Source organism: Rhodococcus sp. MurmanLake-1, assembly GCF_056945715.1.
Genome location: NZ_JBWZNF010000009.1, coordinates 179,747 through 205,888, shown reverse-complemented (window position 1 = coordinate 205,888; position 26,142 = coordinate 179,747). Strand labels below are relative to the sequence as shown.

General features: G+C 62.5%; 26 protein-coding genes. 11 read left to right on the top strand and 15 right to left on the bottom strand.

The annotated features are described in order from the left end of the window. Window positions 1-90 precede the first annotated feature (90 nt). The 3 genes from AC2ETI_RS24100 to AC2ETI_RS24090 are packed head-to-tail and all read left to right on the top strand — an operon-like array spanning window position 91 to window position 1,755. A complete protein-coding gene (locus AC2ETI_RS24100; protein ID WP_483634486.1) occupies window positions 91-561 on the top strand; it encodes an Lrp/AsnC family transcriptional regulator in 471 nt (156 codons plus the stop codon). A gap of 46 nt (window positions 562-607) precedes the next feature. Further along, the gene (locus AC2ETI_RS24095) at window positions 608-1,432 is read left to right on the top strand and encodes an MbnB/TglH/ChrH family RiPP precursor modification enzyme (RefSeq protein ID WP_483634485.1); all 825 of its coding nucleotides are present in this window, start codon (window positions 608-610) and stop codon (window positions 1,430-1,432) included. Next, entirely contained in the window at window positions 1,429-1,755 is a 327-nt protein-coding gene (locus AC2ETI_RS24090; RefSeq protein ID WP_019746170.1) for an SCO6045 C-terminal-like domain-containing protein, read from the top strand. Before AC2ETI_RS24095 ends, AC2ETI_RS24090 begins: the two co-directional genes overlap by 4 nt. On the opposite strand, the gene AC2ETI_RS24085 is transcribed toward AC2ETI_RS24090, so the two are convergent. From AC2ETI_RS24085 to leuS, 11 genes are all read right to left on the bottom strand, one after another. Beyond that, window positions 1,744-2,538, bottom strand: a complete 795-nt coding sequence (locus tag AC2ETI_RS24085) for a family 1 encapsulin nanocompartment shell protein (protein ID WP_003942478.1) — start codon at window positions 2,536-2,538, stop codon at window positions 1,744-1,746. The genes AC2ETI_RS24090 and AC2ETI_RS24085 overlap by 12 nt on opposite strands. Further along, window positions 2,535-3,593 carry a Dyp-type peroxidase gene (locus tag AC2ETI_RS24080; RefSeq protein ID WP_097388099.1) on the bottom strand — a complete coding sequence of 353 codons (1,059 nt, stop codon included), beginning with the start codon at window positions 3,591-3,593 and terminating at the stop codon, window positions 2,535-2,537. The genes AC2ETI_RS24085 and AC2ETI_RS24080 overlap by 4 nt, the downstream gene beginning before the upstream one ends. A gap of 68 nt (window positions 3,594-3,661) precedes the next feature. Beyond that, window positions 3,662-4,618, bottom strand: a complete 957-nt coding sequence (locus AC2ETI_RS24075) for an SMP-30/gluconolactonase/LRE family protein (protein ID WP_020971457.1) — start codon at window positions 4,616-4,618, stop codon at window positions 3,662-3,664. Window positions 4,619-4,651: 33 nt separating this feature from the next. Then, entirely contained in the window at window positions 4,652-5,608 is a 957-nt protein-coding gene (locus tag AC2ETI_RS24070; RefSeq protein WP_483634484.1) for an alpha/beta fold hydrolase, read from the bottom strand. 1 nt (window position 5,609) lies between these two features. Continuing rightward, on the bottom strand, window positions 5,610-5,984 hold the full coding sequence (locus AC2ETI_RS24065; RefSeq protein ID WP_021332592.1) for a nuclear transport factor 2 family protein: 375 nt from the start codon (window positions 5,982-5,984) through the stop codon (window positions 5,610-5,612). A gap of 83 nt (window positions 5,985-6,067) precedes the next feature. Continuing rightward, entirely contained in the window at window positions 6,068-6,493 is a 426-nt protein-coding gene (locus AC2ETI_RS24060) for a YbaB/EbfC family nucleoid-associated protein (RefSeq protein WP_097386601.1), read from the bottom strand. Between the two features lie 12 nt (window positions 6,494-6,505). After that, window positions 6,506-7,081, bottom strand: coding sequence for a hypothetical protein (locus tag AC2ETI_RS24055; RefSeq protein ID WP_483634483.1), 576 nt, complete (start codon window positions 7,079-7,081; stop codon window positions 6,506-6,508). Next, window positions 7,074-8,711 carry an alpha/beta hydrolase gene (locus AC2ETI_RS24050; RefSeq protein ID WP_097386599.1) on the bottom strand — a complete coding sequence of 546 codons (1,638 nt, stop codon included), beginning with the start codon at window positions 8,709-8,711 and terminating at the stop codon, window positions 7,074-7,076. Before AC2ETI_RS24050 ends, AC2ETI_RS24055 begins: the two co-directional genes overlap by 8 nt. After that, window positions 8,708-8,995, bottom strand: a complete 288-nt coding sequence (locus AC2ETI_RS24045) for a hypothetical protein (protein ID WP_042953483.1) — start codon at window positions 8,993-8,995, stop codon at window positions 8,708-8,710. The genes AC2ETI_RS24050 and AC2ETI_RS24045 overlap by 4 nt, the downstream gene beginning before the upstream one ends. Before the next feature lie 115 nt (window positions 8,996-9,110). After that, window positions 9,111-10,616 (bottom strand): MFS transporter, encoded by a 1,506-nt coding sequence (locus AC2ETI_RS24040; RefSeq protein WP_097386598.1) that lies wholly within the window; start codon window positions 10,614-10,616, stop codon window positions 9,111-9,113. 279 nt (window positions 10,617-10,895) lie between these two features. Continuing rightward, window positions 10,896-13,742, bottom strand: a complete 2,847-nt coding sequence (gene leuS, locus AC2ETI_RS24035; RefSeq protein WP_483634482.1) for a leucine--tRNA ligase — start codon at window positions 13,740-13,742, stop codon at window positions 10,896-10,898. Between the two features lie 101 nt (window positions 13,743-13,843). Here leuS and AC2ETI_RS24030 point away from each other — a divergent pair, with 101 nt between their 5' ends. Both AC2ETI_RS24030 and AC2ETI_RS24025 read left to right on the top strand, forming a co-directional pair. Then, the gene (locus AC2ETI_RS24030) at window positions 13,844-14,338 is read left to right on the top strand and encodes an SdpI family protein (RefSeq protein ID WP_029537295.1); all 495 of its coding nucleotides are present in this window, start codon (window positions 13,844-13,846) and stop codon (window positions 14,336-14,338) included. Between the two features lie 5 nt (window positions 14,339-14,343). Continuing rightward, window positions 14,344-15,303 carry a DUF1648 domain-containing protein gene (locus tag AC2ETI_RS24025; protein ID WP_483634481.1) on the top strand — a complete coding sequence of 320 codons (960 nt, stop codon included), beginning with the start codon at window positions 14,344-14,346 and terminating at the stop codon, window positions 15,301-15,303. Here the strand turns inward: AC2ETI_RS24025 and AC2ETI_RS24020 are convergent. Beyond that, entirely contained in the window at window positions 15,272-15,967 is a 696-nt protein-coding gene (locus AC2ETI_RS24020) for a FadR/GntR family transcriptional regulator (protein ID WP_021332604.1), read from the bottom strand. The genes AC2ETI_RS24025 and AC2ETI_RS24020 overlap by 32 nt on opposite strands. Window positions 15,968-16,129: 162 nt before the next feature. On the opposite strand from AC2ETI_RS24020, the gene AC2ETI_RS24015 reads away from it, so the two are divergent. Together AC2ETI_RS24015 and AC2ETI_RS24010 are read left to right on the top strand one after the other, a co-directional pair. After that, the gene (locus AC2ETI_RS24015; RefSeq protein ID WP_483634480.1) at window positions 16,130-17,299 is read left to right on the top strand and encodes an MFS transporter; all 1,170 of its coding nucleotides are present in this window, start codon (window positions 16,130-16,132) and stop codon (window positions 17,297-17,299) included. 4 nt (window positions 17,300-17,303) lie between these two features. Next, window positions 17,304-18,284, top strand: coding sequence for a bile acid:sodium symporter family protein (locus AC2ETI_RS24010; protein WP_003942582.1), 981 nt, complete (start codon window positions 17,304-17,306; stop codon window positions 18,282-18,284). Between the two features lie 266 nt (window positions 18,285-18,550). Here the strand turns inward: AC2ETI_RS24010 and AC2ETI_RS24005 are convergent, their stop codons facing one another. Next, the gene (locus tag AC2ETI_RS24005; protein ID WP_020909845.1) at window positions 18,551-19,156 is read right to left on the bottom strand and encodes a YqgE/AlgH family protein; all 606 of its coding nucleotides are present in this window, start codon (window positions 19,154-19,156) and stop codon (window positions 18,551-18,553) included. 53 nt (window positions 19,157-19,209) lie between these two features. Continuing rightward, window positions 19,210-19,905, bottom strand: a complete 696-nt coding sequence (locus tag AC2ETI_RS24000; RefSeq protein WP_483634479.1) for a TetR/AcrR family transcriptional regulator — start codon at window positions 19,903-19,905, stop codon at window positions 19,210-19,212. Window positions 19,906-20,039: 134 nt separating this feature from the next. Here AC2ETI_RS24000 and AC2ETI_RS23995 point away from each other — a divergent pair, with 134 nt between their 5' ends. Genes AC2ETI_RS23995 through AC2ETI_RS23980 form a run of 4 tightly spaced genes read left to right on the top strand, consistent with a single transcriptional unit; the run spans window position 20,040 to window position 24,609 of the window. Continuing rightward, window positions 20,040-20,981 (top strand): NAD-dependent epimerase/dehydratase family protein, encoded by a 942-nt coding sequence (locus AC2ETI_RS23995; protein WP_483634478.1) that lies wholly within the window; start codon window positions 20,040-20,042, stop codon window positions 20,979-20,981. Between the two features lie 53 nt (window positions 20,982-21,034). After that, complete coding sequence (locus AC2ETI_RS23990; RefSeq protein WP_020909850.1) at window positions 21,035-21,658, top strand: TetR/AcrR family transcriptional regulator; 624 nt, start codon at window positions 21,035-21,037, stop codon at window positions 21,656-21,658. Then, entirely contained in the window at window positions 21,642-23,279 is a 1,638-nt protein-coding gene (locus tag AC2ETI_RS23985; RefSeq protein WP_483634477.1) for an acyl-CoA dehydrogenase family protein, read from the top strand. The genes AC2ETI_RS23990 and AC2ETI_RS23985 overlap by 17 nt, the downstream gene beginning before the upstream one ends. Window positions 23,280-23,301: 22 nt before the next feature. Further along, window positions 23,302-24,609 carry an MFS transporter gene (locus tag AC2ETI_RS23980; RefSeq protein ID WP_483634476.1) on the top strand — a complete coding sequence of 436 codons (1,308 nt, stop codon included), beginning with the start codon at window positions 23,302-23,304 and terminating at the stop codon, window positions 24,607-24,609. On the opposite strand, the gene AC2ETI_RS23975 is transcribed toward AC2ETI_RS23980, so the two are convergent. Beyond that, complete coding sequence (locus tag AC2ETI_RS23975; RefSeq protein ID WP_019746191.1) at window positions 24,593-26,044, bottom strand: CCA tRNA nucleotidyltransferase; 1,452 nt, start codon at window positions 26,042-26,044, stop codon at window positions 24,593-24,595. The genes AC2ETI_RS23980 and AC2ETI_RS23975 overlap by 17 nt on opposite strands. Between the last annotated feature and the right edge of the window lie 98 nt (window positions 26,045-26,142).

Genomic DNA, 26,142 nt, shown 5'->3' with positions numbered 1-26,142 from the left:
GTCGAAGATTCAAGACAAACGGCCTATCATGAGGATTCGGGCAGCAATATGTCCATCAACCGACTCGACTACCGAAGCAGGAATGGACAGATGGCCACCGAACCGCACGCTCTCGATGCGATCGACAGCCGCATCATCGCCGAACTGGTCGCAGACAGTCGCATCTCCATGCGTGCACTGGCCGAGAAGGCGCACATATCTCGCGCTCACGCCTACGTCCGCATCGAAAGGCTCGAGGACGCCGGAATCATCACCGGATTCACGACGCGGATCGCCCATGAGAAGGCCGGACTCGGCTCCTCGGCGTACGTGGCGCTCTCGATCAGGCAGCACTCGTGGCGAGGTCTGGCTGCGTCGTTGAAGGCACTGCCGTTTGTCGAGCACTTCTCCCTCCTCGGCGGCGACTTCGACGTTCTGGTGCTGGTTCGAGCCCCGGACAACCAGGAACTACGCCACACCGTTCTCGAAGAACTCCAGGGACTCGACGGGGTTCTCTCGACCAAAACGTGGCTGATCTTCGAAGAAGGCAACGGTCCGGGACCCAACTGGTTGCCCGGCTGATCCGTCTATAGTCGCCGTTAGCAGTTGCACATGGGAGGTGACTCGAATGACTCTGTACGGCCTGGGAATCGGTTGGCGTCCCGAGGTATCCGGAATCATCGCGCAGCTAGACGGCCTGGCATTCTGCGAAGTCATTGCCGAATCCATCGGAACCGAGATACCGCCGCACCTCGGTTCGCTGGGAGTTCCGGTGATCCCGCACGGAATCTCGCTCTCCCTTGGCGGGGCCGAGGCGGTAGATCAGGCACGGATCGATCACCTTGCGCATGCAGCCCAGCTACTGGACGCCCCCTTGGCGAGTGAGCACATTGCATTCGTGCGGGCGGGCGGCATAGAGGCCGGGCACCTGCTCCCACTGCCACGCACCTACGAAGCGATCGATGTCTTGGTACGCAACATCACCCGCACTCAGGACGGTCTACCGGTGCCGTTTGCCGTCGAAAACGTTGCCGCCCTTTTCGACTGGCCCGACGACGAGTTGACCGAAGGGGAGTTTCTCTCGGAGATCGTCGAACGCACCGGGGCTCTGCTGGTTCTCGACATCGCGAACGTCTATGCCAATGCCCTCAACCGAGGGCGTGATCCCTGGGCCGAGCTGATCCGGCTACCACTCGAGCGAATCGCATACTGCCACATCGCCGGTGGCAGCATCAGCGACGGCAAATACCACGACACGCATACCGATCCTGTGCCCGAAGCCGTGCTGGAACTCCTTGCGCAGTTCACCGCCGCCGGTCACCATCCCGCGATAATGCTCGAGCGTGACGGAAACTATCCGCCGGCACTGGAATTGCTCGACGAGCTCGATGCCATCGCCGACGCAGCGGGTCTGGATCGCATCACCGCGGGCACCGATTGGTCACGCACATGAGCACGCTCGGTGAGCGTCAAGAAGCGCTTATTCGCGCTCTGGTGGCGGGTGGCGAACTACCCGAAGGCTTCGACAAAGACGATGCTGCCGTTGTCTCGACGGCACTGCTCCGAAAGCGCGCAGGAGAAGTGGCGCACCACCTTCCGGTCGTGCGCCACACTCTCGGCGATCGCTATCTTCGGTTGTTCACAGCGTGGGCCGACGGACGGCCGAAGACGTCTTCGCACGCGGACGCCCAGGCTTTTGTCGCCCACCTCCAGGACATCGGCGAACTGCCTCGCTCGCCCTGGCATCAGAGGTTTCGAAGGCTCTTACGCAAGTGAGACAACGGCTTCGCTGGTGTACATGAGGAACGTCATCGATTCCTGGAAGTACAGCTCGACGGAGTTCGCATCGTGCGAGAGGTAACCGATGGACAGGTCCTGGCCCAGATGCAGTTCGTAGTCACCACCACGCGTCGACAGCAGGAAAGCGCCGTCGATGGCCGGGGCCCAGATGATCTCGCCGTCGAGAACGCGTCGCAGGTGCTCGCGGATGGGGTAGCCGTGATCGGAGGTCTCGTTGATCGCGGTGAACGCGTCGGCGTTCAGGAGCAATGAGTACGGTCCGTTGACACCGGCCAGTCGCAGCGACGTGATCGCCTGGCTGATGGCCTCCGGGTAATCCTTGGCATCGATGGGCAGCTTCAATTCCGGGTTGGAACCGCTCGCCCGCACGCCGGTAATGCTGGCTGCGGGGTATCCCTCGAAGATGGCGCGGTCCTCGGCGAACGCGATCTGCTTGGCGGCGTCCTTGACCGGCTGCCAGTCGGAGTCCTTGGCGCCGCGCTCGACGTCGTCGATGGCCTGACGGCTGACGGTGAACGGGACCCGCAGTTCGATGATCGGCTGGGACTGACGAGCATGTGCGATGACGCCGTCGGCCAAGGGATTGATCGGCACCTGATGTCCGAGCGGGATGGCCGCGAGATCGTCACCCGACGGGCCCTCCACGTCCACCACACGACGACCGGCGACGTGGCGCTTGAAGGTACGGCTCGCCTCTTCTTCGATCTCGGCCCAGGCTGCTGCCGAAATGGGTGCTAGGTCGCGGTGCAGGTTTGTCATTGCTGGGCACTCCTTTTGAGGCTGCCGATTCCGAGAGAACCGTCAGAGATGGGCGCTGTGAACGTCGCTTCGGGAACGAGCCTGGTCGGCGCGTCCGGGGGGTCGTCGAGAAAGTCCGCCGTCGGAACGAAGAAATTGATTCCGGTGACGGCGGTCGAGAAATCGAGAATGCGGTCGTAGTTGCCGACGGGATTCCCGATGAACATGTTGGTCAGCATCTGCTCGGTGACCGTCGGCGACGCCGAGTAACCGATGAAGTAGGTTCCCATTTCAGCGGAGCCGACGTGTCCGAACGGCATGTTGTCGCGCAGAATCTGGATCTGATCACCGGATTCGTCTTCGATGACGGTGAGTGCGGTGTGCGAGTTGGCCGGTTTCGTGTCGTCGTCCATCTCGAGGTCTTCGAGCTTGGAGCGTCCGATGACGTTCTCCTGCTCCTCGACGGGCAGTGAGTTCCACTTCGACATGTCGTGGAGGTACTTCTGGACGATGACGTAACTGCTGCCTGCGAAGTCCGGATCCTCGTCACCGACGGTGACCGCGACGTAGGCGGCCTGCCCGGACGGGTTCTCGGTGCCGTCGACAAAACCCATGAGGTCGCGTTGTTCGAAGTACTTGAACCCGTGGACCTCGTCGATCACCGACGCGGCGCCGGCCAACCTGTTGGTCACGACCGTGGCGAACTCGAAGCACAGGTCCATTTGACGGGCCCGGATGTGGAACAACAGATCGCCCGGTGTGCGGGGAGCGTGGTGTTTGTCACCGGTCAACTCGACAAAAGGATGCAATTCTGCCGGCCGTGGACCCTCGAACAGACGGTCCCACGCATCCGAACCGATGCCGACGACGGCGGCCAAGCCACCGGCGGGAACCCGGAATCCGATCGAGCGTTGCAGCCCGGAAATATCCGCCAGAACGTCGTGAACTGCCTGCTCACCACCCTCGTCGATGGTGAAAACCAGGAAGATCGCAGCTTCCGTGAGCGGGGTCAGCAACGGCTGCGGTATCGCGGGAAGGGCCACTTCGGCCTCGTCGATCTCACTCGTTTCCGCCATGCAGACCAGTATGGACGATTCCGGCAGTCCCGGCATCAGTAGTGGATAAGACGAGTGAAGGTGTCGCGTTACGGTGTCGCGGCCTGGGCACCCGCATCGAAGCCAGCCGGAATCTCGAAGATCTTTCCGTCGAACCCAGCGCGGTAGAGATGCCCGCTCGCGAATCCGGAATTGCCGCGCCCATAGGTCAACACACTCGACGCCTGCAGTCCGCTGGTGAGCGAGCAGTACTGGCCGGGTCCGTCGATCCGCCACACCTCACCACTGATGTCCGTGGGAACGATTGCGCGATCTCGCGAGTCCAGGGTCAAACCATCTGGAGCAGAGAAGGTTTCGAGACCGCCGAGATCGACCAACGATTCCGAATACCCTGGATTGTCGACGGAGATGCGGCTGACACCCGGGTTTGCGAACGTGCGCGAGACGTAGAGCCAGCGATTATCGGCGCTCAGGGCTGCGCCGTTTGCACTCGGGAAAGTCGCCCACGCCGGGTCGACGGCACCGCCTGGACTGACCTTACCGATCAACGAACCGAAATCGTTGGTGGCATAGATCGTTCCGTCGTGCGCGACGGCGAGGCCGTTTGCAGCGCTCAGACCACCGGCGATCGGCGTCACGGCACCCGAGTTCACGTCCACCCGCGCGACCGACGCAGCACGCGTCAGATCGCCGATCAGCACGCCGGCGTTTGCTCCGGTTCCCACCAGCAGTGAACCGTCCGGGCTCCACGCGAGTGCGCCCGCACCGCCGGGAACCGTCGCGATCGGAACTGCGGCCTGACCAGGCGCGTCGACGCGGAAGATTCGACCACTCACCAGGTCTGTCGTGTACAGGCGACCCTGCCCGTCCACGGTGACACCCTCGAGGGCTGCGCCCGGAATCTGGGCGCTGAGGATTGCGGGGGACGATCCAGGGCAGGGCGGCGCGGCCGCGGCACCGGACACACCCAGAGCCAGAAGCGAACCGGCAACAAGAGCACCGGTGATACCTACCCGAATACCGCGATCGAAGATCCTGGTGCGCATCTGCGCAACGCTAGACCTTCGGCCCGATTTCGCCTAGAGCGACCGAAGGAAAGAGATCAAAAGTTCATTGACCTCGGAAGCACGTTCCTGCTGTACGAAGTGCCCCGCGCCGCCGAGAAGGTGCACACCCCGCAGGTCGGGGACGGCGTCCTTCATGCGGTCCAATGCCTTGGGGCCGCTCATCGCTATGACCGGATCTTCGGCTCCCGCGACGAAGAGCGTCGGGACGTCGATGTGCGCGCCGTCCAAATCCGCACTGCGTTCCCAATTGGCGTCGTACGCTCGGTACCAGTTCAAGCCGCCGGTGAAACCCGTTGCAGTAAAGGCCTTTACATAAACATCCAGATCGTCCTCGGTGAGCCACGACCACGGCAATGCAGGCGCCTCAGGCAGTACGTCGAGGTAGCCGTTTCCTTCGGCCGGGTTCTTCCAGACGTCGAGGTACCGGTAAGCCCCGGAGAGGGCATGGAAAAGCCGCTGAAGAAACTCACGTGGACGGGCGTCGAGTTCGCGCTCCGCGACACCCGGTTCCTGGAAATAGTGAATGTGCAGAAAATGCTTGCGCGCCATCGCGGCGTAGATGGTCGAGGGTTTTGCGGGGAACCTGTCGGGCGCATAGGGGACCGCCAACGAGACAAGCCCCGCAACACGATCGGGATGGCGCAGAGCGGTGGTCCACGCGACGGGCGCGCCGAAATCGTGGCCGACGAACACCGCTTTGTCGATTCCGAGAGCGTCGAGTAGATCGATCAGCCGGTTCGCGACGGCATCGTTGGTGTAGTCCTCGACCGCTTCGGGGCGGGTAGTGCCGCCGTAACCGGGCATGTCGAGTGCGATCGCCCGAAAACCCGCTTCCGTCAACGCTGCCGACTGATGCCGATAGCTGTACCCGAGGCCGGGAAAGCCGTGACACATAACCACAGCTGTCCCAGAACCGGAATCGTCAATCTGCCAACGGAATCCGTCGACATCGATCGTCTTGACCGTCATGTCAGGCGGTGATCATGTCTTCCTGGTTCCAGAATGCACGCATCGACAGGATCTTTCCCTCGTCGTCGAAGGTCATGACGTCGATGGGTGCGATGGTCAGGGTCTGCTCGCCGAGCTTGGTGATCAGCGAGAAGTGGAATGCCGCTTCGTTTCCGGCGATGCGGAGGGTCTGAAGGTGAGCTTCCTGGTCGAAATTCTCGATCACGGAGTAGAACTCGAGAATGGACTCGCGGGTGGTGCGCACGTCGGTACCAACCGGGTCTTCAACGGTTGCACCCTCGGCATACAGGGCCACAACCTGGGCGGCAGTGCCCGTGGCAACTGTCTCGATGTAGGCGTCGACGGTCTTGCGGATTACCTCTGCGGACGGTGCCATGGTCTACCCCTCGTAGTTAGAACAGGTTCTAATTCTGAGGATAACCTAGCGCTCCGCCCTGTGCGCCGTTTTGGTAGTGGGAACTACCAAAACTGCGCACGAGGGCGACTAGTCATAGCAGGCCTGAGAAGCGGCGAATCGCCCCACGCCGGCGGATCGTGCTCAGAGGTAGGCGCTACCGGTGTCGGCGCCTCACCGGCAGGCGTGACCTGATCGACGAAACTCGTGATCGCAGACATCTGAGGGTCAGAAGTGACTTCCGCCAATGCGGCATCGACTTGCGGACGAGCATCCCGAACAGCCGCTGTGTACATCTGGACAATCCGGTCGGCAAGGAGGTCGGGGCCCGCCGCCAACGCCGCGTCTGTCAATCTCAGCCGGCCAAGGTGGCCTTTGGCATCGACCTCGACTTCGACTGCCCGATCCGACGCCCGCCCGACCACCCGGTCGAGAGCCTCCTGCGCTCGCCGAACCTTCACGCCGATATCGTCGAAACTATTTGCTGTCAAAGGGTTTACCTTTCACCTATTCGGATTGGCAATATCGAGAGGGAAGGGATCGCCACCGACGGTACCCGCCGGGAAACACGGAGACGAGACACTGATGATCAAATCTCCCTTGGTATTTTCAGAGAGGTCGAATGCATAGTCGTCGGATGAGCGAGCGCTCACGGATCGGAGCCCTCCTTCGGCTACCAACGTCTTAAATCCGAGGTCCTGCCAGGCACGGACAAAGATGTCGAAGTATTCGGTCGACTTGCCCCCCGGAATACCGACAATCCAGTACTTGACGATGACGTTCAGTGGCCTGTTCTCGATCGTGTCGTCGTCGATGCAAGGTAGAACAGTTCCATTGCCGAATAGCCCGCTGGATGCTTGTGGATGCTGACGAGACAACGCCACATTTTTCGGAGTCCGAGTCAAAGTGTCGCTCAAATATCCGATAATAGCTTGGCGCGCAAGATGTTCGGTCAAACTACTATTCACTGATACGCTGGCCATATCGGCTCTCCCGTCGATGTCAAGTTCCTTCGCGCAGCCGGCCAATGCAATCAACGTTCCGAGGCAGACTGCAAGCATTTTCACACGATCACTCATCGCCCACCTCAACACCGGCAATGATCTGCCCCATCGTTTTCAGCCCGGCATTCCCAGGGTCCCAGTACCCACCGTGCGAATCTACGTTCCACCCCAACGTATACCACGGCCCTGACACCCCGTCGGAATCAAAAGAATGCCCCCACCCGTAATGCGATACCGGTTGTGGACCGTGAATAAAGTTGGGAGTAAGGCGAATCGGATCATTCTTGGCAGTAGTCGAGTACACGTGATCGGAAGCCTCTTGCGGAGAAACACCGGTCAGATTCAGCTCCGACGCCTTGTCCACACCAATTCCCGGACTACCAACCAACACCACTCGATCGGCGTCGAGTGTGTGTTCACCGCTTGCGGCATGACCGATGACTGTAGTTCCGTAACTATGGCCGATCATGGTGTTCAACGACGGCTGACCCTCGTGAGTCGTCCGCAGCCCCTCCTGGAAACGATCCAACTTGGGCGCAGCGTCCTCCGCGAAAACAGACTTGGTCGCATCGGAGGTAACACTCTGCGGGGCGTCGTACCCGTACCACGCAACAACTGAATGAACCTTGTACGGATCGGCCGCGACCGCAGCATCCCGCATTGCTTCGGCACGCGAGACTCCCGTCGCGACGTCCCCGAGATTTGCACCGGTACCCGGTACGAACGTGGATACCGTATCGGCCACGTCTGGATTCTCGAGCGCAATCACTGCATGCCCGTTGCCGTCGATCAGGGAGAGTAATCGTGGCTGCTCGGAACCTGCGGACAATTGCGCGTTGACATTGTCATAACCTGCGATCTCGGCACGAATCGTATCGATCTGCTTCGACCAGGATTTTTCGTCGCTGACGGCGCCATGCGCAGACATCAACAGATCGAGCCGTTGTCGGGCTGCGTCACGCAGCTCCTGGAGATGCGCTCGGTTGTAGTGATCTCGATCGATCTGCGGTATGCCGTCACGATTACCGATTGAATGATCCCAGTCGAAGAGCGCGTCCTTCTCGGCAGGCGAGAGGTTCTCCCACAGTTCATGCACTACCCCCGGTTCACCGGACAACTGGGTCACACCGCGGACGATGTCACTGACCTGCTGACTCAGCCTGCCGCCGTTGGGATCTCGTCGAAGTAGATCCAGCTCGGCAACGGCCTCCCGAATTGCCGAGGCTGCTCGACCGTCGTCGTCCGACGCTCGAATCAGAAGCTCCTGGATTCGCTGCTGAAACCAGGCAGCTTTTCCGTTGAGCGTGCCTTGAAGGATCGCCACAGCGACCGTGTTTCCACCCGAAACCTCAGGGGCATGTACGTATCCGTCGTCGGTGACACTCATCGCAGCTCCGGCGACCGCGTCGTCTACGACCGAGGCAAGCGCTTCCTTCGTCTGCGACAGTTGCTTTCCGAAACTTGAATACACTTCGGCGATCGCAGTCACCGCCGATTCGACATGGCTGGCGGAAAGTCGGTCTGTGATTGCCCGGATGGATGCCGCCGAACCACCGTCGCCTCGCCAATGGGTCGTCAGATCGTCTCCCCGACGCCCAAAGTCCGCAATGTGTTGAGCGAACGTGTCATTGGCAACGATTACAGAATTTCCGTACTCGATCATGGTTTCGGGTTGCCAACTCGATACCTGCGAAATCGTGATCACTGCACACCGCTGTCGTACTTCTTCAATTGGTCTCGGAATGCCGTTTCGACTGCTTCGTAGCCAGATGCACTCGAATCTGCGTTTCCACCCATTTCGCCAATCTGGGCACCCAACAACGCGTAGGCGTCGAGTATCTTTCCGCTGACATCGGCCGACGCGACCTCGGTACCCGAGACCGGCATGCGGACGGACGACGCTATGCCGATCTGATCTATCTGCGAGGCAATAGAATGGAGAGCCTTTGCAAATGAACGAAGCGCATCGATATCGACCTGCAACACCACGAACCCCCCACTTATGCTGTCGAGCACCCCCGTGCGAGACCCAACATAGCAAGGATCCTCCCTGTGCGCCGATTGGTAGTGGGAATACCGAAACGGCGCACAGGAACCGAAGGCCTCAGTGAGCAGGTAGGAGGGACGTCTCCTGCGCCGCGCCGTCTTCTGCGCCGATCTGGACGATGTTTCGCGGCAGGAACACGGCTGCGATCGCACCGAGAACTGCTGCAGCAGCACCGATCAGGAACGCAATGCGCATGCCCTCATCGGTGTAGAACACAGCGCCCTCCATCGCCATCGCGATGTGCGAGTTCAAGACCGTGAAGGCGATGACGGGAAGCACAGCGGGGAAGATGCTCTGGAAGACCGCGACCATGCTCGCCGTGGTTGCCTGCAACTGTGGCGGCACTGCCTCGATGAGCAGGTTCGGAATGGAGGCGTAACCCATACCCATACCGACACCGAAGATTCCGGCAAAGATGATGAGCAGCGGCTTGTTGTCGTGAATGGTGGCCGTCAAGGTGAATCCGACTGCCATGAGGATCATTCCGATGATCATCAGCAGGCGGGGTCGAATGTTGCGGCCGACCAGGAAGCCCACGATCAAGCCGCCGACCACCACCATGCCGCCAAGGGGCGCCTGGAAGATCGCGAATCCTTCTGCCGTGACGCCGAATCCGTATCCCAGGCCGAGAACTGCCGGCGTCATCACCATCATCGGCAGCAAAATCGTGAAGACTCCCGACGCGCCGTAGCAGAACCCGGCACCGACGGCGGTGAGCATCACCGAACGCTTGCCGAAGTAGCGCAGGTCGATCAAAGGCTCACGGATGGCTCGGGCAGAGGCAACCCAAGCCACCAGCAGTGCGATGCCGCCGATCAGATAGGCCAGTGTCGAGCCGTTCTTCCAGCCCCAGGTCGGTCCGAAGCTGACGCCGATCAGAATTCCGGCGATGCCCGATCCGAGCAGTACTGCACCGATCAGATCCAGCGAAGAACGCAGTCGCACAGCTGATTCCGCCGTCGAAGCGAAGATCATGCCGCCGAGCAGAACCAAACCGATGACGAAGAACCAGAAGATGCTCCGGAACCCGTGGTTGTCGATCAACCAACCGGTGAGGAACGGCGCCGGAATAGCGATCAGGCCCATGCCGGAGGTTGCAATACTGACAGCCAGCGCAACGGTTTTCGGCGGAAAGACATCTCGAATGAGGGAGTAGCTCAGGAAGAGGCAGGGAACGAGCAGACCAGTCAGGGACCGGCCCAGAATCAAGACGGCATAGCTCGGCGCAATCGCCGAGATGAAGGATCCGACCGCTGCGCCGGCGACCGCAAAGAGCAGGACTTTTCGTTTCCCGTACATATCCGCGAGCTTGCCGAGCAGCGGAGACGCGACCGCCCCGAGCAGCAGGAACGACGTGAGCAGCCAAGCGCCCTGCGTCGTTTGATAATGCACCGAGATGGCTGGCAGCGCCGTGGAAATCATCATGTAGCTCACCGCGAGCATTTCGAGAAGAAGAACGATCGACGCCAGCGAGAACACCAGTCGCGGAGTCCACCGCTCCGGTATCGATGTCGATTCGGGCAGACTGGGAGACGAACCGTCGCTGTGGACATGAGACGCCATGGCTGAAGAATCCTTTCGGGACACCTGCGAATTCGATTGACCCCCTGCCGAATACCGTCGGCCGGGGCCTTGCGGGGAAGTGCAGTGGAACGACAGCTACCGTTCTCGGCAACGTGTTACCTGCATCACAGCCCTCGCGTCGAACGCGCGCTACAGAATGTTCCGCGGAGCGGGACAATCAGGACAACGACTGATTGGCACCCCGGATACAGCCCCAGATACGACTGTGCGCCGTTTCGGTAGCGGTAACTACCAAAACGGCGCACGTGCGCGAAGCGCCTACAGAACTATGTTCACCATCTTGCCCGGCACAACGATCACCTTGCGCGGTGCTTTGCCCTCGAGCAGAGCGACGATCTTCTCGTCGGCAAGGGCGATCTCCTCGACAGCCTTGCGATCGGCATCCGCCGGCACGCTGATGCGGCTACGAACCTTGCCGTTGACCTGGATCGGGTACTCGACGGTGTCCTCGACAAGCCACTTCTCCTCGACAGCGGGGAAGGGGCCGTGTGCAAGAGATTCCGTGTGTCCAAGACGCGACCACAGCTCTTCCGCGAGGTGCGGCGCCAGGGGAGCGAGCATTAACACCAACGGCTCGACGGCAGCACGGGGCGCGCCACCCGGGAACGCCTTGGTGAGGTGGTTGTTGTACTCGATCAGCTTCGCAGCGGCCGTGTTGTCGCGCAGCGCGGTGTAATCCTCGATGACACCGGAAATCGCCTTGTTGAGCGCACGCAGCGTTTCCTCACCAGGAGCTTCGTCGGTGACACGGGGCTTGCCGGTCTCCTCGTCGATGACGACGCGCCACACTCGCTGCAGGAATCGAGCAGCACCGACGACGTCCTTGGTCGCCCACGGACGCGAGGTGTCCAGCGGACCCATCGACATCTCGTACACACGCAAGGTGTCTGCACCGAACTCGGCGCAGATCTCGTCCGGCGCAACGGCATTCTTCAGGCTCTTGCCCATCTTGCCGTACTCGCGGTTGACCTCGGCGCCCTCGCAGAAGAACTTGCCGTCACGCTCGACGACCTCTTCTGCCGGCACGTAGACGCCGCGGGCATCGGTGTACGCGAATGCCTGGATGTAGCCCTGGTTGTAGAGGCGACGGTACGGCTCGCTCGAGGACACGTAGCCCAGGTCGAACAGAACCTTGTGCCAGAAGCGCGAGTACAGCAGGTGCAGCACCGCATGCTCGACGCCGCCGACGTACAGGTCGACTCCACCGGGATCGTTGGGGCCGTGCAGTTCCGGACGCGGACCCGTCCAGTACGCCTCGTTCTGCGGATCACAGAAGGCGTCCTGGTTGGTGGGATCGATGTAGCGCAGCTGGTACCACGAGCTACCTGCCCACTGCGGCATGACGTTGGTGTCGCGGTGGTAGGTCTGCAGACCGTCGCCGAGATCGAGCTCGACGTTGACCCAGTCGGTCGCCTTGTTCAGCGGGGGAGAGGGCTCGGAGTTGGCGTCGTCCGGATCGAAGGACACCGGTGCGTAGTCCTCGACCTCCGGAAGCACAACGGGCAGAGCCGAATCCGGCAGGGCGTGTGCGTTGCCGTCCGCGTCGTAGACGATCGGGAAAGGCTCGCCCCAGTAACGCTGACGCGCGAAGAGCCAGTCGCGCAGCTTGTACTGGATGGTGCCCTTGCCCTGCCCGCTCTCCTCGAGGCGGCTGATGACGGTCGCCTTGGCCTCGGCCACGTCCAAACCGTCGAGGTAGTCGGAGTTCACCAGCGGGCCGTCACCGGAGTACGCAGCCTCCGAAACATCGCCACCGGCAATAACTTCGAGAACTTCCAGTCCGAACGCGTTCGCGAACTCCCAGTCACGGTGATCGTGTCCCGGAACTGCCATGATCGCGCCGGTGCCGTAGCCCGTCAGAACGTAATCGGCGATGAAGATCGGGACCTTGTGGCCGTTGACCGGATTGACGGCGTAGGAACCGAGGAAGACGCCCGTCTTCTCCTTGTTTTCCTGACGCTCCAGGTCGGTCTTGGCGGCAATCGACTTGCGGTATGCAGCAACAGCTTCCGCCGGAGTCGTGGCACCGCCAGTCCAGCGTGCGTCGACACCTTCGGGCCACTCGTCCGCGACGAGCTTGTCCACCAAGTCGTGCTCAGGAGCCAGCGTCACATAGGTGGCGCCGAACAGCGTGTCAGGGCGCGTCGTGAACACATCGACGCCGTACTCGCCTGCGGCAAAGGTAACTTCGGCGCCGTAGGAGCGTCCGATCCAGTTGCGCTGCATGGCCTTGACCTTGTCCGGCCAGTCCAGGTACTCGAGATCGTCGACCAGGCGATCGGAGTACGCGGTGATGCGCATCATCCACTGCTGGAGGTGCTTACGGAACACGGGGAAGTTTCCGCGGTCACTACGACCGTCGGCGGTGACTTCCTCGTTGGCCAGCACGGTGCCCAAACCGGGGCACCAGTTGACCATCGAATCCGACTGGTAGACAAGGCGGTACGAGTCGACGACCTTTGCCTTCTCGGCGACTGTCAGCGACGCCCACTCGCGTCCGTCTTCCAGAGCACGCTCACCGGAATCGAACTCGGCTTCCAGCTCGGAGATACGACGGGCCTTGCCTGCAGCCTTGTCGTACCAGGCGCCGTGGATCTGCAGGAAGATCCACTGCGTCCAGTGGTAGAAGTCGACGTCCGTCGTCGCGAGGCTACGACGCTCGTCGTGCCCCAGACCCAGGCGTCGCAGCTGGCGCTTCATGTTGGCGATGTTGGACTCGGTGGTCGTCCGCGGGTGGGTACCCGTCTGCACGGCGTACTGCTCGGCCGGGAGACCGAAGGCGTCGTAGCCGAGGGTGTGCAGGACATTGCGCCCCTGCATGCGATGGAAGCGCGCGAAGACGTCCGTAGCGATGTATCCGAGCGGGTGACCGACGTGCAGGCCCGAACCCGAGGGGTACGGAAACATGTCCTGAACGAAGAGCTTGTCGGCGGGAACACCGTCGGGCGAGGAGAGCGGACCGACCGGATTGGGCGCGTTGAACGTGCCTTCCTCACTCCAGCGGTCCTGCCAGTGCTGCTCGATCTGGCCGGCGAGCTCCGCGGTGTAGCGGTGCTGCGGAGTTGCGTCGGCTGGTGAATCGGGGGACTGCGGAGACTCGGTCACTGTGGTCGCTATCTACTTGGCTGACGGAAATACCGATAACCAGGGTAGAGCCTGTGCGACCCGGGCATACCATCAACTCCACTCGCGCCTATCCTGTATGGGTGATCGTTGTCGCTGTGGTGCTATTCGTGCTCGCTGTCGCCGTCGGTGGAGTTGGTGTCGCCGGACTGATCGGCAAACTCCCGCGCAACCGCTGGGCCGGTGTCCGCACCGAGGATTCCCTGCGGAGCGAGGAGTCGTTCGCCCTCGCCAACAAGGTGGCCGGTCCGACCATGCTCGCGGCCGCTGGAATGTTGGTCATCGGCGGAGTCGCAGCACTGACCATCGGCGGAGTCTTCGGCATTGCCGTCGCGATCATCGCCGTCGTCGTCGCCGTCCTCACTGCCGGTTTCGGTGGAGGCATCGGCACCCGCGCAGCCGCCGCACTCCCACAACAGAGCGGATGCGGTAACGACTGCAACTGCGGCGGCCACTCCGAGCCTGCCGCAGACGAGCCGGTGGCGGAGACCCCCGAGGCCAAGGCGAACGCTGCCGCTTGCGGTACCGCTTCCTGCGGTGCCTGCGCGCTCAAGGATGCTTGCCAGCCGGCTCATTGATTCACGTGAAACATCGCGTGGTCGACCCGGCCGGGGTCGTATTCGGGCTAGTGGTTCCGCTGCTGTGTGCGGTCTTCGGCTTCGTCCTGACAAAACTTTGGGAGCCTCACCTCCCGGAGCAGATCGCGACTCACTGGACCACCACCTCGCCGGACGGCTTCTCCACCCCGTCGGCCAACGCATGGACCATTGCACTTTTGACACTGCTCTTCGGTGGCGGCCTGAGTGCGATTGCTGCTCTTGCTCCCGCGATGTTGATGATGCGTCGCTTCATGTTGGTTGTCGGGCTGAGCGTGGTCGGGCTCATCACGACAGTGAACTTCGCTTTGCTCTACACCCAACTCGATGTCGCCGATCCGTCCACGACGTCACTCCCGCTGTGGTCTATCGGTGTCGGCTTTGCAGTCGGCGGGGTGCTGGGGTGGATCGGCGCCTCGTTCCTGCGTGACTACCGCGTCCGCACTCTTGCCACGATCGAACCCTCGGCCGGGTTGCCGCGAAGCAGCTGCCCTCTACCTATCTCCGACGACGTCGGATTCAGCACCAAAGGCTCGGTGATCCTCACTGCGATCACTCTGGCGCCCGGAGTCATCATGGCGTTGGCGATGCGGTCACTCTGGCCGCTGTTCATCTTCGGTGCACTCGGACTGCTCGTCGTCAGCCTGGTTCGCTTCCGGGTGATCGTCGACGAACGGGAAATTCGGGTCATCAACATGGGGATGGCTGCGATGACCTACGGCATCGACGAAGTTGTCGGAGCCGACGTCGCGGAGATCAAACCGTTCGCGGACTTCGGCGGCTGGGGACTCAAGACCAAGGGTCGTCGTAACTACGGCGTCGTCACCCGCACCGGGCCCGCGGTGGTCGTCACGTTCGCCGGTGGCGACCGCCTCACGATCACGACACCGAAGGCCGAAGACATCGCCGGGTCCCTCAACCGATTGGCCGACGCCCGGACTCGGTAACCGCCGAACCTGAACCGATCGCTTCCTGAGTCTTCTCGAGATACCCGCATGCCGCCGCCCTGGCTTTGGTGACATCGCGTTCGGCAATGGCTTCGGCAACTCCCTGATGATGCGAGGACGTCAGCGACGGCGGATGAACGCCTTCGGTCACCTCGTAGGTGGCGCGGACCGTTTCGAGGATTCCGGCAAACAGATCGGTCAGAACTGGATTGTGAGCGGCATCGACGACGGCAATGTGAAACGCAAGATCGACGTCGACGAAGTTTTCGGCCGGCACGTCACGCTTGGCGGCCAGCTCACGAAGTAACCGAACGTCGTCGTCGCTACGACGCTCACACGCCAACCGGACCGCTTCCATCTCGAGCGCACGACGCACTTCGAAGACGTATTTCATCTCGTCCACGGACGCGTGTTTGCCGAGCAGTCCGCCGATGTCGGTCCGAGCGCGCACGAAGGTCCCTGATCCTCGACGGATCTCCAGGACTCCCGTCGAGGTCAGTGTCTTGATCGCTTCGCGCACGGTGTTCCGGCCGACGCCGAGAACACTCATCAGTTCCGGCTCGGTGGGAACACGGTTCCCGACGGTCCAGGCGCCGTCGGAGATCTGCGCGCGCATCCAATCGAGGGATTGCTCGTACGCGGACTCCTTGCGAACAACGGTCATCTACTCATCCTCACAGCATTCGCGGCGATCATTCCACTCACCTACGATACGTAGGACGACCCATGTATTTTCTAACTCTGTCATCAGGAGGGGCTTCCCACGTCCGCCACAGCTGTCGCCACCGAAGTACGCACACGCCGCACCAATCGACACTTCTACGGCGTGGGCTACGTCCTCACCGTGATCCTTCTGGGCGCGAACATGCCCACCTCCGTCTACGGGCTGTACCGGACCGAGTTCGGATTCACGCCAACCATCCAGACGCTCATCTACGGCGTCTACGTCGCCGGCCTCGTTCCGGCATTGCTGTTCTTCGGACCGCTGTCCGACGCCCTCGGCCGACGAACCGTGCTCCTTACTGCACTCGCGCTGAGCGTCGTCGGCACACTCGTTCTGGCATTCGCCGACGCGACTGTGTGGTTGTTCGTCGGACGCGTTGCTCAGGGAATCGCGGTGGGCGCGGCCAGTGCGGCGGGCAGCGCCGCGTTGGTGGAGCAGGAACCGAAGTTCGATCATCGACGGGCAGCGCTCGTATCGACGGTGACGGGCGCGTTGGGCGGTGCACTCGGACCACTCGTGTCCGGTGCGATCGCCCAGTACCTTCCGCAACCGCTGCGGTTGCCGTATCTGATCTTCCTCGTCGCGTTCATCCCGGCACTGATCGTGTTGCTGCTACTGCCGCGGATCGGGGACATCACACGCCCGAAGCGGTTCTTCCAGATGCCACATGTTCCCGCCACCATTCGAGAGACGTTCTGGCTCAGCTCGCTCGCCGTCGCGCTGTCGTGGGGCGCAGTCGGGCTCTTCCAGTCGGTGGTCCCGTCGTGGATGACCAGCCTGCTGAACATCGACAACCTCCTACTCGGCGGCGGGGCCGCTGCACTGGTCATGATCTGCTCGGTGATCGCGCAGCTCGGCGGGAGTCGTATGGACCCGCGGACGTCCGTCACCGTCGGCCTGGGAATCCTCGCTCTAGGAATGATCGGCCTACTCGTGGTCGACCTCGTCCCCAGCCTTGCGCTGCTGGGCGTCATCACCGTGGTGGTCGGCGCCGGGCACGGTCTGGCGTTTGCCGGCGGCATGAAACGCGTCAACGCCGCCGCCCGAATCCACGCCCGCGAGAGCCACGGCGGAGTCCTGGCGGCATTCTTCACCGTCAGCTACGCGGGACTGGCGATCCCGTCGGTCATCGCGGGTATCGCCATCACCATCCAGGGAATGCAGACGGCCATCATCGAACTGTCGATCGTCGGGACGCTCCTGTGCCTGGCCGTGATGGGCTTCAACCTTCGTGGGGCTCGAGAGCCCGTCGACGCACGCCGTTATCCTTAGCCAGGTGAAGTTTCTCAGTAGGTTCTACATCGACGGGTTCATCCTCGGCATCATCATCGCCGGCGTGCTCGGAAGTGTGTTCCCGGTATCGGGTACCGCGGAGAGCATTCTGAACTGGGCCACCAAGATCGCCATCGGCTTCCTGTTCCTGCTCTACGGCGCACGGCTCTCGCCGCAGGAAGCCTGGAAGGGCGTCAAGCACTGGCGACTGCACACTGTCGTCCTTGCCGCGACGTTTGTGCTCTTCCCGCTGATCGGCCTTGCGCTGCGATTCCTGTCGCCGACCCTGATCAGCGACGAGCTCTACACCGGCATCCTCTACATGTGCCTCGTTCCGTCGACGGTTCAGTCGTCGATCGCGTTCACTTCGATCGCCAAGGGAAACGTCGCCGGCGCGATTGTCAGTGCGTCGTTCTCCAACCTGATCGGCGTCTTCGTCACCCCGTTGCTGGTGGTTCTGCTGATGAATACAACGGGCCAGGCGACGGTCGACTTCTCGTCGATCCTCGACATCGTCGTGCAGCTGCTGATCCCGTTCATCGTGGGCCAGCTGATCCGCCCGCTGGTGATCGGATGGCTGCAGAAGTATGCCGAGCCCACCAAGTACGTCGATCGCGGATCGATCCTCCTCGTTGTCTTCGCCGCCTTCAGCGAGAGCATGAAAGAGGGGATCTGGAGCACCATCACGATCTGGCAGATCGTGATCCTCACAATCGTGTGCTGCCTGATCCTCGCGCTGGTTCTCGGCGTGACCACGCTCGCGGGGCGCAAGCTCGGGTTCGACCTTCCCGATCAGATCGTCATCATCTTCTGCGGGTCGAAGAAGTCCTTGGCGACAGGCCTACCGATGGCGGCCGTACTGTTTGCAGGCCAGCCCGTCGGCCTGATCGTGTTGCCGCTGATGATCTTCCATCAGATCCAACTGATCGTCTGTGCTGCGATGGCGCAACGCTTCGCGAATCGGGATCCGGTGAGCGTCAGCTAGCGAGCAACTCGCCTCGGGTCGCGTCGACGCAGCCACAACCGCCCTGCAGTTCAGCACAATCGATGGACAACGCATGGCGACTCGATGCCAGGTCGACGCAGTTCACGCAGGTGCATTCGAGTGATCCGTCCGCATGTCGCAGCAAAGAATCGTGGCAGTGATCGACATCCGAAACACAATCCGCGCACTGGATCTGACGCTCAGCGATCATTGCTGCCACCTCTCTCGAAAACGATGACACAGGAATATCATCGACCTCCGACAGATCAGTTTCGTTCCACTTCGATGGGATGGCTGGCCAGCATTGCCACGGGGAGCGGTTGGCGTCGTAGCACCCGTGCCCAAACATCGACTCGGGGCGGCGTCAGCACATCGGACGGCAGTGAGCTGATCACCATCCAGTCTTCACGCTCGAGTTCCGAATCCAGCTGCCCCAGAGTCCAACCCGAGTAACCGGCAAAAATGCGGATCCCTTCGACCAGAGGAGCGATGACCTCCGGGTCCGAGTCCAGATCCACCATGACAACTTTGCCGTCCACCCGCCGCAGGCCGGCGACGCCGTCGATCCGTGCACCGTTGCGAGCGATACCCAGGCAGAGCGCGGAGTCACGCTTGACGGGTCCACCGATGTACAGGGCGGAAGGATGCGCGGTCAGCGGTGACCACTGCGGCAACACGTTCTGCACGGCCGTCTCACTCGGCCGATTGACGATGACGCCAAGGCTCCCGGCGTCGTTGTGCTCGATCATGTAGATGACGGTGCGGCGAAATGCAGGTTCCGTGAGATCGGTCGACGACACCAACAAACTGCCCGGACGAACCTCCGGTTCTATCCAGGCCATTCGATCCTCGGGTTCTTCTGCGTGCGCCACAAAGACATCATCTCACCGACAACTGCGTGCGGAGGAACGAGACACAGGCGTGTTCAGGTCAGACCCGCCACATCGGCAAGTAGTGCCAGATGCCGCTCGAAAATCTCACTCGCATCGGTGAACGTATCGCTTCCGTACTGCCCGAACACCTCGAAGTTCACCGAACCGAACAGCGATACCCAGACGAGAGTTGCGCGCACCGCAGCATCCGGCGGCAGGTCGGTGCCCAGTTCTTTCCGCACTCCCTCGAGGTCCGTTGCCAGCGTGTCACTCAGGTCCGGGCCCTCTCGCACCGTGAGTGCACCTGCGCGATGGGCGGCGTCGATGATCCCGATCAGCCGGGTCACGACGAGGGTGCCAGGGCCGGTGGTCTGCTCGCCCGGAGCGTCGTAACCGGGGACGGGGCTGCCGAACAGCAGACCGTATCGAGCCGGCTCCCGGATCGCCCAACTCCGGACGGCACGTCCGAGAGCAATGAACTGTCCGCGAAAATCTTCTGCTGCAACGGCATTCACGGAGGAGTCCACTTCCGCGCCCAGTTCCGTGTACCCGTCCACCACCAGCAAGGTCAGCAGTTCGTCACGACTGGCGACGTAGCGGTACACCGCTGAGGACACGACTCCCAGATCACGCGCGACGGCCCTCAAGGACAAAGCGGCGGCGCCGACGGCAGCAAGATGCTCACGCCCGATCCGGGTGATGTCCTGCAGCGTCTGTTCGCGCGCCCGCTCGCGGGGAGTTCCAACCATGAGTCCATCTTGCCCCATGACCGAGAGCAGTATCAACAAAAGAGATCACTGCTCTTGACAGCCCTGAGGTGCGGGTGCATTCTTGAAAACGAGAGCAGTGCTCTCAGTTTATTCGAAACGAGAAGGAGCACACCATGTCGAACCTCGAAATCGTCACCGGAGCAGGACCCGTCGGATCCGCCGTCGCGCTACAGCTCGCCGAGCGGGGAATCAACGTCCGGCTCCTGACCAGGTCCGGCAGCGGGCCCGAGCACCCGCTGATCGACCGCCGACGCGTCGACGTCTCGGATTCCGAGGCCCTGCGCTCGGTCAGCGAGGGCGCCACGGCCATCTACCACTGCATCCACGCCGCCTACAACGCAGCCGATTGGGAGCGGGAACTCCCGGCGGCCGAGAAGGTTGTGCTCGACGCAGCCGCATCCATCGGAGCCGTCGTGGTCTTCCCCGAAAGCCTCTACGCCTACAACTCCGACACCCTGATGACCGAATCCGATCCACGCAACGCCACCGGCGGCAAGCGCGGAGTGCGCACCGCGCTGCTGCGTGCTCGCGAGGCCTCCGCAACACCCACCGTCAGCGTCGTGGCCTCGGACTTCTTCGGCCCCCGCGTCCGCACCGCCCACGCCGGCGAGCGCATGGTTCCGAAAGTCATGGCAGGTAAGAAGATTCGTGTCATCGGTTCCGCAGACCAGCCGCACTCCTTCACCTACATCCCCGATCTCGCGGCGGCGATGATCGCAGCAGCACACAACCCCGAACTCTGGAACTCCGTCATCCACGCACCCACCGGCCCCGCGCTCACTCAGCGCAAAATCGCCGAGGCCTTCGCCCGAGCCGCCGGGGCGACCCCCGCCAAGGTGGGTGTCCTGCCCGCCTGGGTGCTCGACGCCGTCGGCAAGATCAACACCGACAGCCGCGAACTCGCGGAGATGAACTACCAGTTCACCAAGCCGTTTGTCATGGACTCGAGTGCCAGCGAAGTGCTGCTCGGACTCTCGCCGACGCCGCTCGATCGGGCCGCCGAAGAGACCGTCGCGTGGTGGCGCGCGGAACAGGCTCGCACCGCTGCTGCCTGAACCTGCAGGTGGGGCTCTTGACGCAAGAACGGAACGGGTGTTCACTTCTTCACATGGCCTATCGCCGCACTCCGGCAGTACAAGAAAGACTGGACGCCCAACGCGCCCGACTGCTCGACGCGGCCACGACGGCAGTGGCAACCCACGGTTATGCGGGCTGTTCCATCGCCGCGGTGGCCAAGAACGCCGGCGTCGGCACCGGGACGCTGTATCGACATTTCGACGGCAAGGGTGAACTGTTCGCCGAAGTGTTCCAATCAGTCTGCAGCCGTGAAGTATCCGCGGCCCGGGACGCCGGAGACAATGCCCGAAGTCTGGAAGGCAACCACCGCTCCGCGGTATCGGCCTCGGTTCGCACCTTCGCCGAACGCGCTATGCGTGCACCGGTTCTCGCCTATGCACTGCTGGTGGAGCCGGTGGATCCACTCGTCGACGAACAGCGACTCATGTTTCGCGAATCGTTCCGCGATTGCCTGGCCACCGCAATCCGCTCGGCAGTCGACACCGGTGAGATACCGTCGCAGGACGCCACTCTGACGGCAGCGTGCATCGTCGGGGCAATCGGCGAGGCCCTGATCCTTCCGCTGCGCGGTGGCACCACGGATCCCGCTGCGATCGATGCCATCCTCGCCTTCACTCTTCGATCGTTAGGGAGTTTCGATGACACCCACGCATGAAGTCACCAATCAGGTACCGCCCCTGATCGATTACGACGCAGCCGAATACGCGCCGATCCTCGAGGCACTACACCGCGAGGGAGCTTCGGACGCAGCCGAAGAGGTTCATCGCGTCGGGGTCCGCGCCGGCAGCGCGCAAGCTCAGGAGTGGGGCGACCTGGCCGAGGAGCACCCACCTGTCCTGAGAACCCACGACCGCTACGGCAACCGCATCGACGAGGTCCGCTACAACCCCGCCTATCACCAACTCATGAGCACCGCAGTGGAATTGGGGCTGCACGGCGCTCCGTGGGCTGACCCGAATCCACACGCACACCTCGTCCGCGCCGCGAAGATGGCCGTGTGGGGTCAAACCGACGCCGGCCACGGCTGCCCCATCTCCATGACGTACGCCGTGATCCCAGCGCTGCGGCACAACGCGGATCTTGCCGCTCAGTACGAACCCCTCCTGACCACCCGCCACTACGATTCGGCGCTGAAAGCTCCCCTCACCAAACCCGGATTGATCGCCGGAATGTCGATGACGGAAAAACAGGGCGGTTCGGACGTGCGTGCCGGAACCACAAGGGCAGTGCCACAATCCGACGGTAGCTATCTCCTGACAGGCCACAAGTGGTTCACCTCCGCACCGATGTCGGACGTGTTCCTCGTCCTCGCCCAGGCGCCGGGCGGTCTGTCGTGCTTCTTCCTTCCTCGGGTCCTGCCGGACGGCTCGCTCAACAACATGTACCTGCAGCGTCTGAAGGACAAGTTGGGAAATCATTCCAACGCGAGCAGCGAGGTCGAGTACCACGACGCTCTCGCGTGGATGGTGGGCGAGGAAGGCCGGGGCGTGCGCACCATCATCGAGATGGTCAACATGACCAGGTTGGACTGCACGATCGGCACGGCCACCGGCATGCGCGTCGGCACGCTGCAGGCAGTTCACCATGCGAATCATCGAAGTGCGTTCGGCGCCAACCTGATCGACCAACCTTTGATGCGCAATGTTCTCGCAGATCTGGCGGTGGAATCGGAAGCGTCCACTACCGTCGCGATGTGGCTGGCCGCTCTGACCGACCGCGCAACGTCGGGCGATGCCCACGCGAGCGCCCTACGACGCATTTCATTGGCCGTGAGCAAGTACTTCGTCTGCAAGCGCGGACCGATCCACGCTGCCGAAGCACTCGAGTGTCTGGGCGGAAACGGATACGTGGAGGAATCCCGGATGCCGCGCCTCTATCGCGAGGCTCCGCTGCTCTCGGTGTGGGAAGGGTCGGGCAACGTCGCGGCGCTCGACACTCTGCGGGCGATGGCGAAGCAACCCGAAACGCTGCAGGTGTTCTTCGACGAACTGAAACAAGCGAGTGGCGTGGACGCCCGCTTCGATCAGACCGTGCGGGATCTCGAGGTGGCATTCGGCGATTTCGACGACATCGAATACCGGGCGCGAAAGATCGTCGGTGACATGGCACTCGCACTGCAAGCCTCGCTGCTGCTCCGCTACGGGCACCCCGCGGTGGCCGACGCATTCTGCGCGAGTCGGCTCGGAAATAGCTGGGGGAGCGTGTTCGGAACCCTGCCGAGGGGGATCGACATCGCGCCGATCCTCGAGCGGGCCACCGTCAAGATCGGCGCCTGACCCCCCACTACAGTTTCCGCTTATGAACCGAGCCTCGAACCGCCGCGAGGCCTGGCAGCGCGTACTGCACACCCTGCGTGAATCACCCGGCCTGGGAAGGCTGGCGCTCGTCCGCTTTTCCAGCCAGTTCGGCGACGGAATGTTCCAGGCCGCGCTCGGCGGCGCAATCCTCTTCAACCCGGAACGTGAAACCGATCCGGTGGCGATAGCGGCCGGCTTTGCCGTACTGCTCCTTCCCTATTCGGTGATCGGCCCCTTTGCCGGCGCTCTGCTGGATCGTTGGGACCGCCGCCTGGTGCTCCTGTGGGCGAGCGTGCTCCGCGGGCTCTTCATCCTGACCACCGCGGTGCTGCTGGTCGCCGGCGGCGGTGACACTCTGTTGTTGACGTGTGCGCTTGCTGCGATCGGGGTCAGCCGCTTTGTCGGGGCAGGCGTATCCGCAGCCCTGCCGAAGGTCGTCCGACAATCGTGGCTGGTGGCAACCAATTCCGTTCTCACAACGGCTGGTTCGGTGGTAGCCGCTCTTGGTGCTTCGGCAGCGGTGGCGATCATCGGCGTGATCGGCGCGGGGGATCGAGCGTCAGGCGCCGCCGTGGCCATCGCAGCACTGGGATCGGTGATCGCAGCCCTCGCCGCGGCCAGGTTCACCGCCCGCTCACTTGGTCCAGTGGCCGACGAAGTGATTCGTGCCAGCGCCGTCCGTTCGGTAACGGCCGGACTGCGCACCGGGGCAACCGCTGTCTGGGAGGCGCCTGGCGTCACCACGGCAATGATCGGGATCGGCGCGCACCGCATCTGCTTCGGCATCAACACCCTCATCATGGTGCTGGTCCTACGCGACACCTCGAACGGCGCCCAATTACCTGGAGGGATTGCCGGATTCGGCGTCGCCGTCGGTGCAACGGCCATCGGAATGCTGATCGCGGCATTGATCACACCGTTCCTCATTCCGCGGATCGGTCGCTCACGGACGATCACGTACGCCCTGGTGTGCGCGGTGGCCGTCCAGCTCGTCTTCGTGACCACCCTGACGCAGGGATCGCTGCTGATCGCCGCCTTCCTGCTCGGCATCGCCGGACAGTCCGTGAAACTCAGCGGCGACGCGGCCATGCAGATCGACATCGACGACGACCGTCGTGGCCAGGTATTCGCCTTGCAGGACACCGTGTTCAACGTCGCGTTCATCGGTGCGATCGCGGCAGCGTCGACGGTGATCGCACCCGACGGCAAGAGCGTCGGCCTGGCCCTTGCCGGCGCGGGTGTCTATGCCGCCGGATTGTCAGCGGTGCTGATCAACCGCAAGAAACGAGAAACTAGCCCTGCTGGGTAGCCCACCACTTCAGCAGTTCGGCTTCGGCCTCGTCACGCTCGAGCGGGCCGCGATCCAGACGTAGTTCCTTGAGGAACGTCCATGCCTTGCCCACCTGCGGGCCGGCCGGGATGTTGAGCAGTTCCATGATGGCGTTGCCGTCGAGGTCCGGACGCACGCGAGCCAGGTCTTCCTGCTCCGCGATGCGCGCAATCCGCTCTTCGATGTCGTCGTACGTGGCCTGCAACTGCGCGGCGCGGCGCTTGTTACGCGTGGTGCAGTCGGCCCGGACGAGCTTGTGCAGCCGGGGGAGCAGCTCGCCCGCGTCGGTGACGTACCGCCGCACTGCCGAATCGGTCCACTGCCCCTTGCCGTAGCCGTGAAAACGCAAGTGCAGGAACACGAGCTGCGAAACGTCGTCGACCATCTGCTTCGAGAACTTCAAGGCACGCATGCGCTTGCGCACCAGCTTGGCGCCAACCACCTCGTGGTGGTGGAAGCTGACGCCACCGCCTGGCTCGTTACGCTTGGTGTCCGGCTTGCCGATGTCGTGAAGCAGTGCAGCCCAACGCAATACGAGGTCGGGATCGCCTTCTTCGAGATCGATCGCCTGCTGGAGCACGGTGAGGGAGTGCTGGTAGACGTCCTTGTGTTGGTGATGCTCGTCGATCTCGAGCTTCATCTGCGGAACCTCGGGCAGCACGTATGCAGCCAGTCCGGAGTCGACCATCATGTTGATGCCGTCCACCGGGTACATGCCCAGCATCATTTTGTTCAGCTCCACCTGCACACGCTCGGCGGTGATCCGCTCGATCTGCGACGCCATCTCCTTGATGGCCTCGAAAACGCGATTGTTCAACGTGAAACCAAGCTGCGAGACGAACCTGGCTGCGCGCAGCATCCGCAGCGGATCGTCGTTGAACGAGTTCTCCGGCGCCGACGGCGTATCGAGTTCCCCGGCCAGCAGGGCGTCCATGCCGTTCAGCGGATCGACAAACGTGTAGGAACCGTCCGCGCCGATCTTCATCGCCATCGCGTTGACGGTGAAATCGCGGCGCACCAGATCGTCGGCCAACGTCGTTCCGTACTCGACTATCGGATTACGCGAGACACGGTCGTAAGCGTCGGCCCGGAAGGTCGTGATCTCGATCTCCTGGCCGTGCTTGATGGCGCTGATGGTCCCGAACTCGATGCCGGTGTCCCACTGCTTGTCCACCCAGCCCTTGAGCAGAGCCTGAACCTTCTCCGGCCTGGCGTCCGTCGTGAAGTCCAGATCGCCACTGAAGCGGCCCAGGATCGCGTCGCGAACACTGCCACCCACCAGGAACAGCTCGTGACCGGCCTCGGCAAAACGCTCACCGAGCGGGTTCAACACGTCGGACAACGTGCCGAGCGTTGCAGTGGCGTCGGCAAGCAGTCGTAGGCGGCGATCAGCGTCGGAGGTAGGGACAGTCACGTGAAAGGAGCTTACTTAAGGTGCGCAAATAGCAGAACGCGCATACGAACGCGATAGACCGCTTTGCGCGGGTTACCGGGCAACGCTGGAAGGCCAAC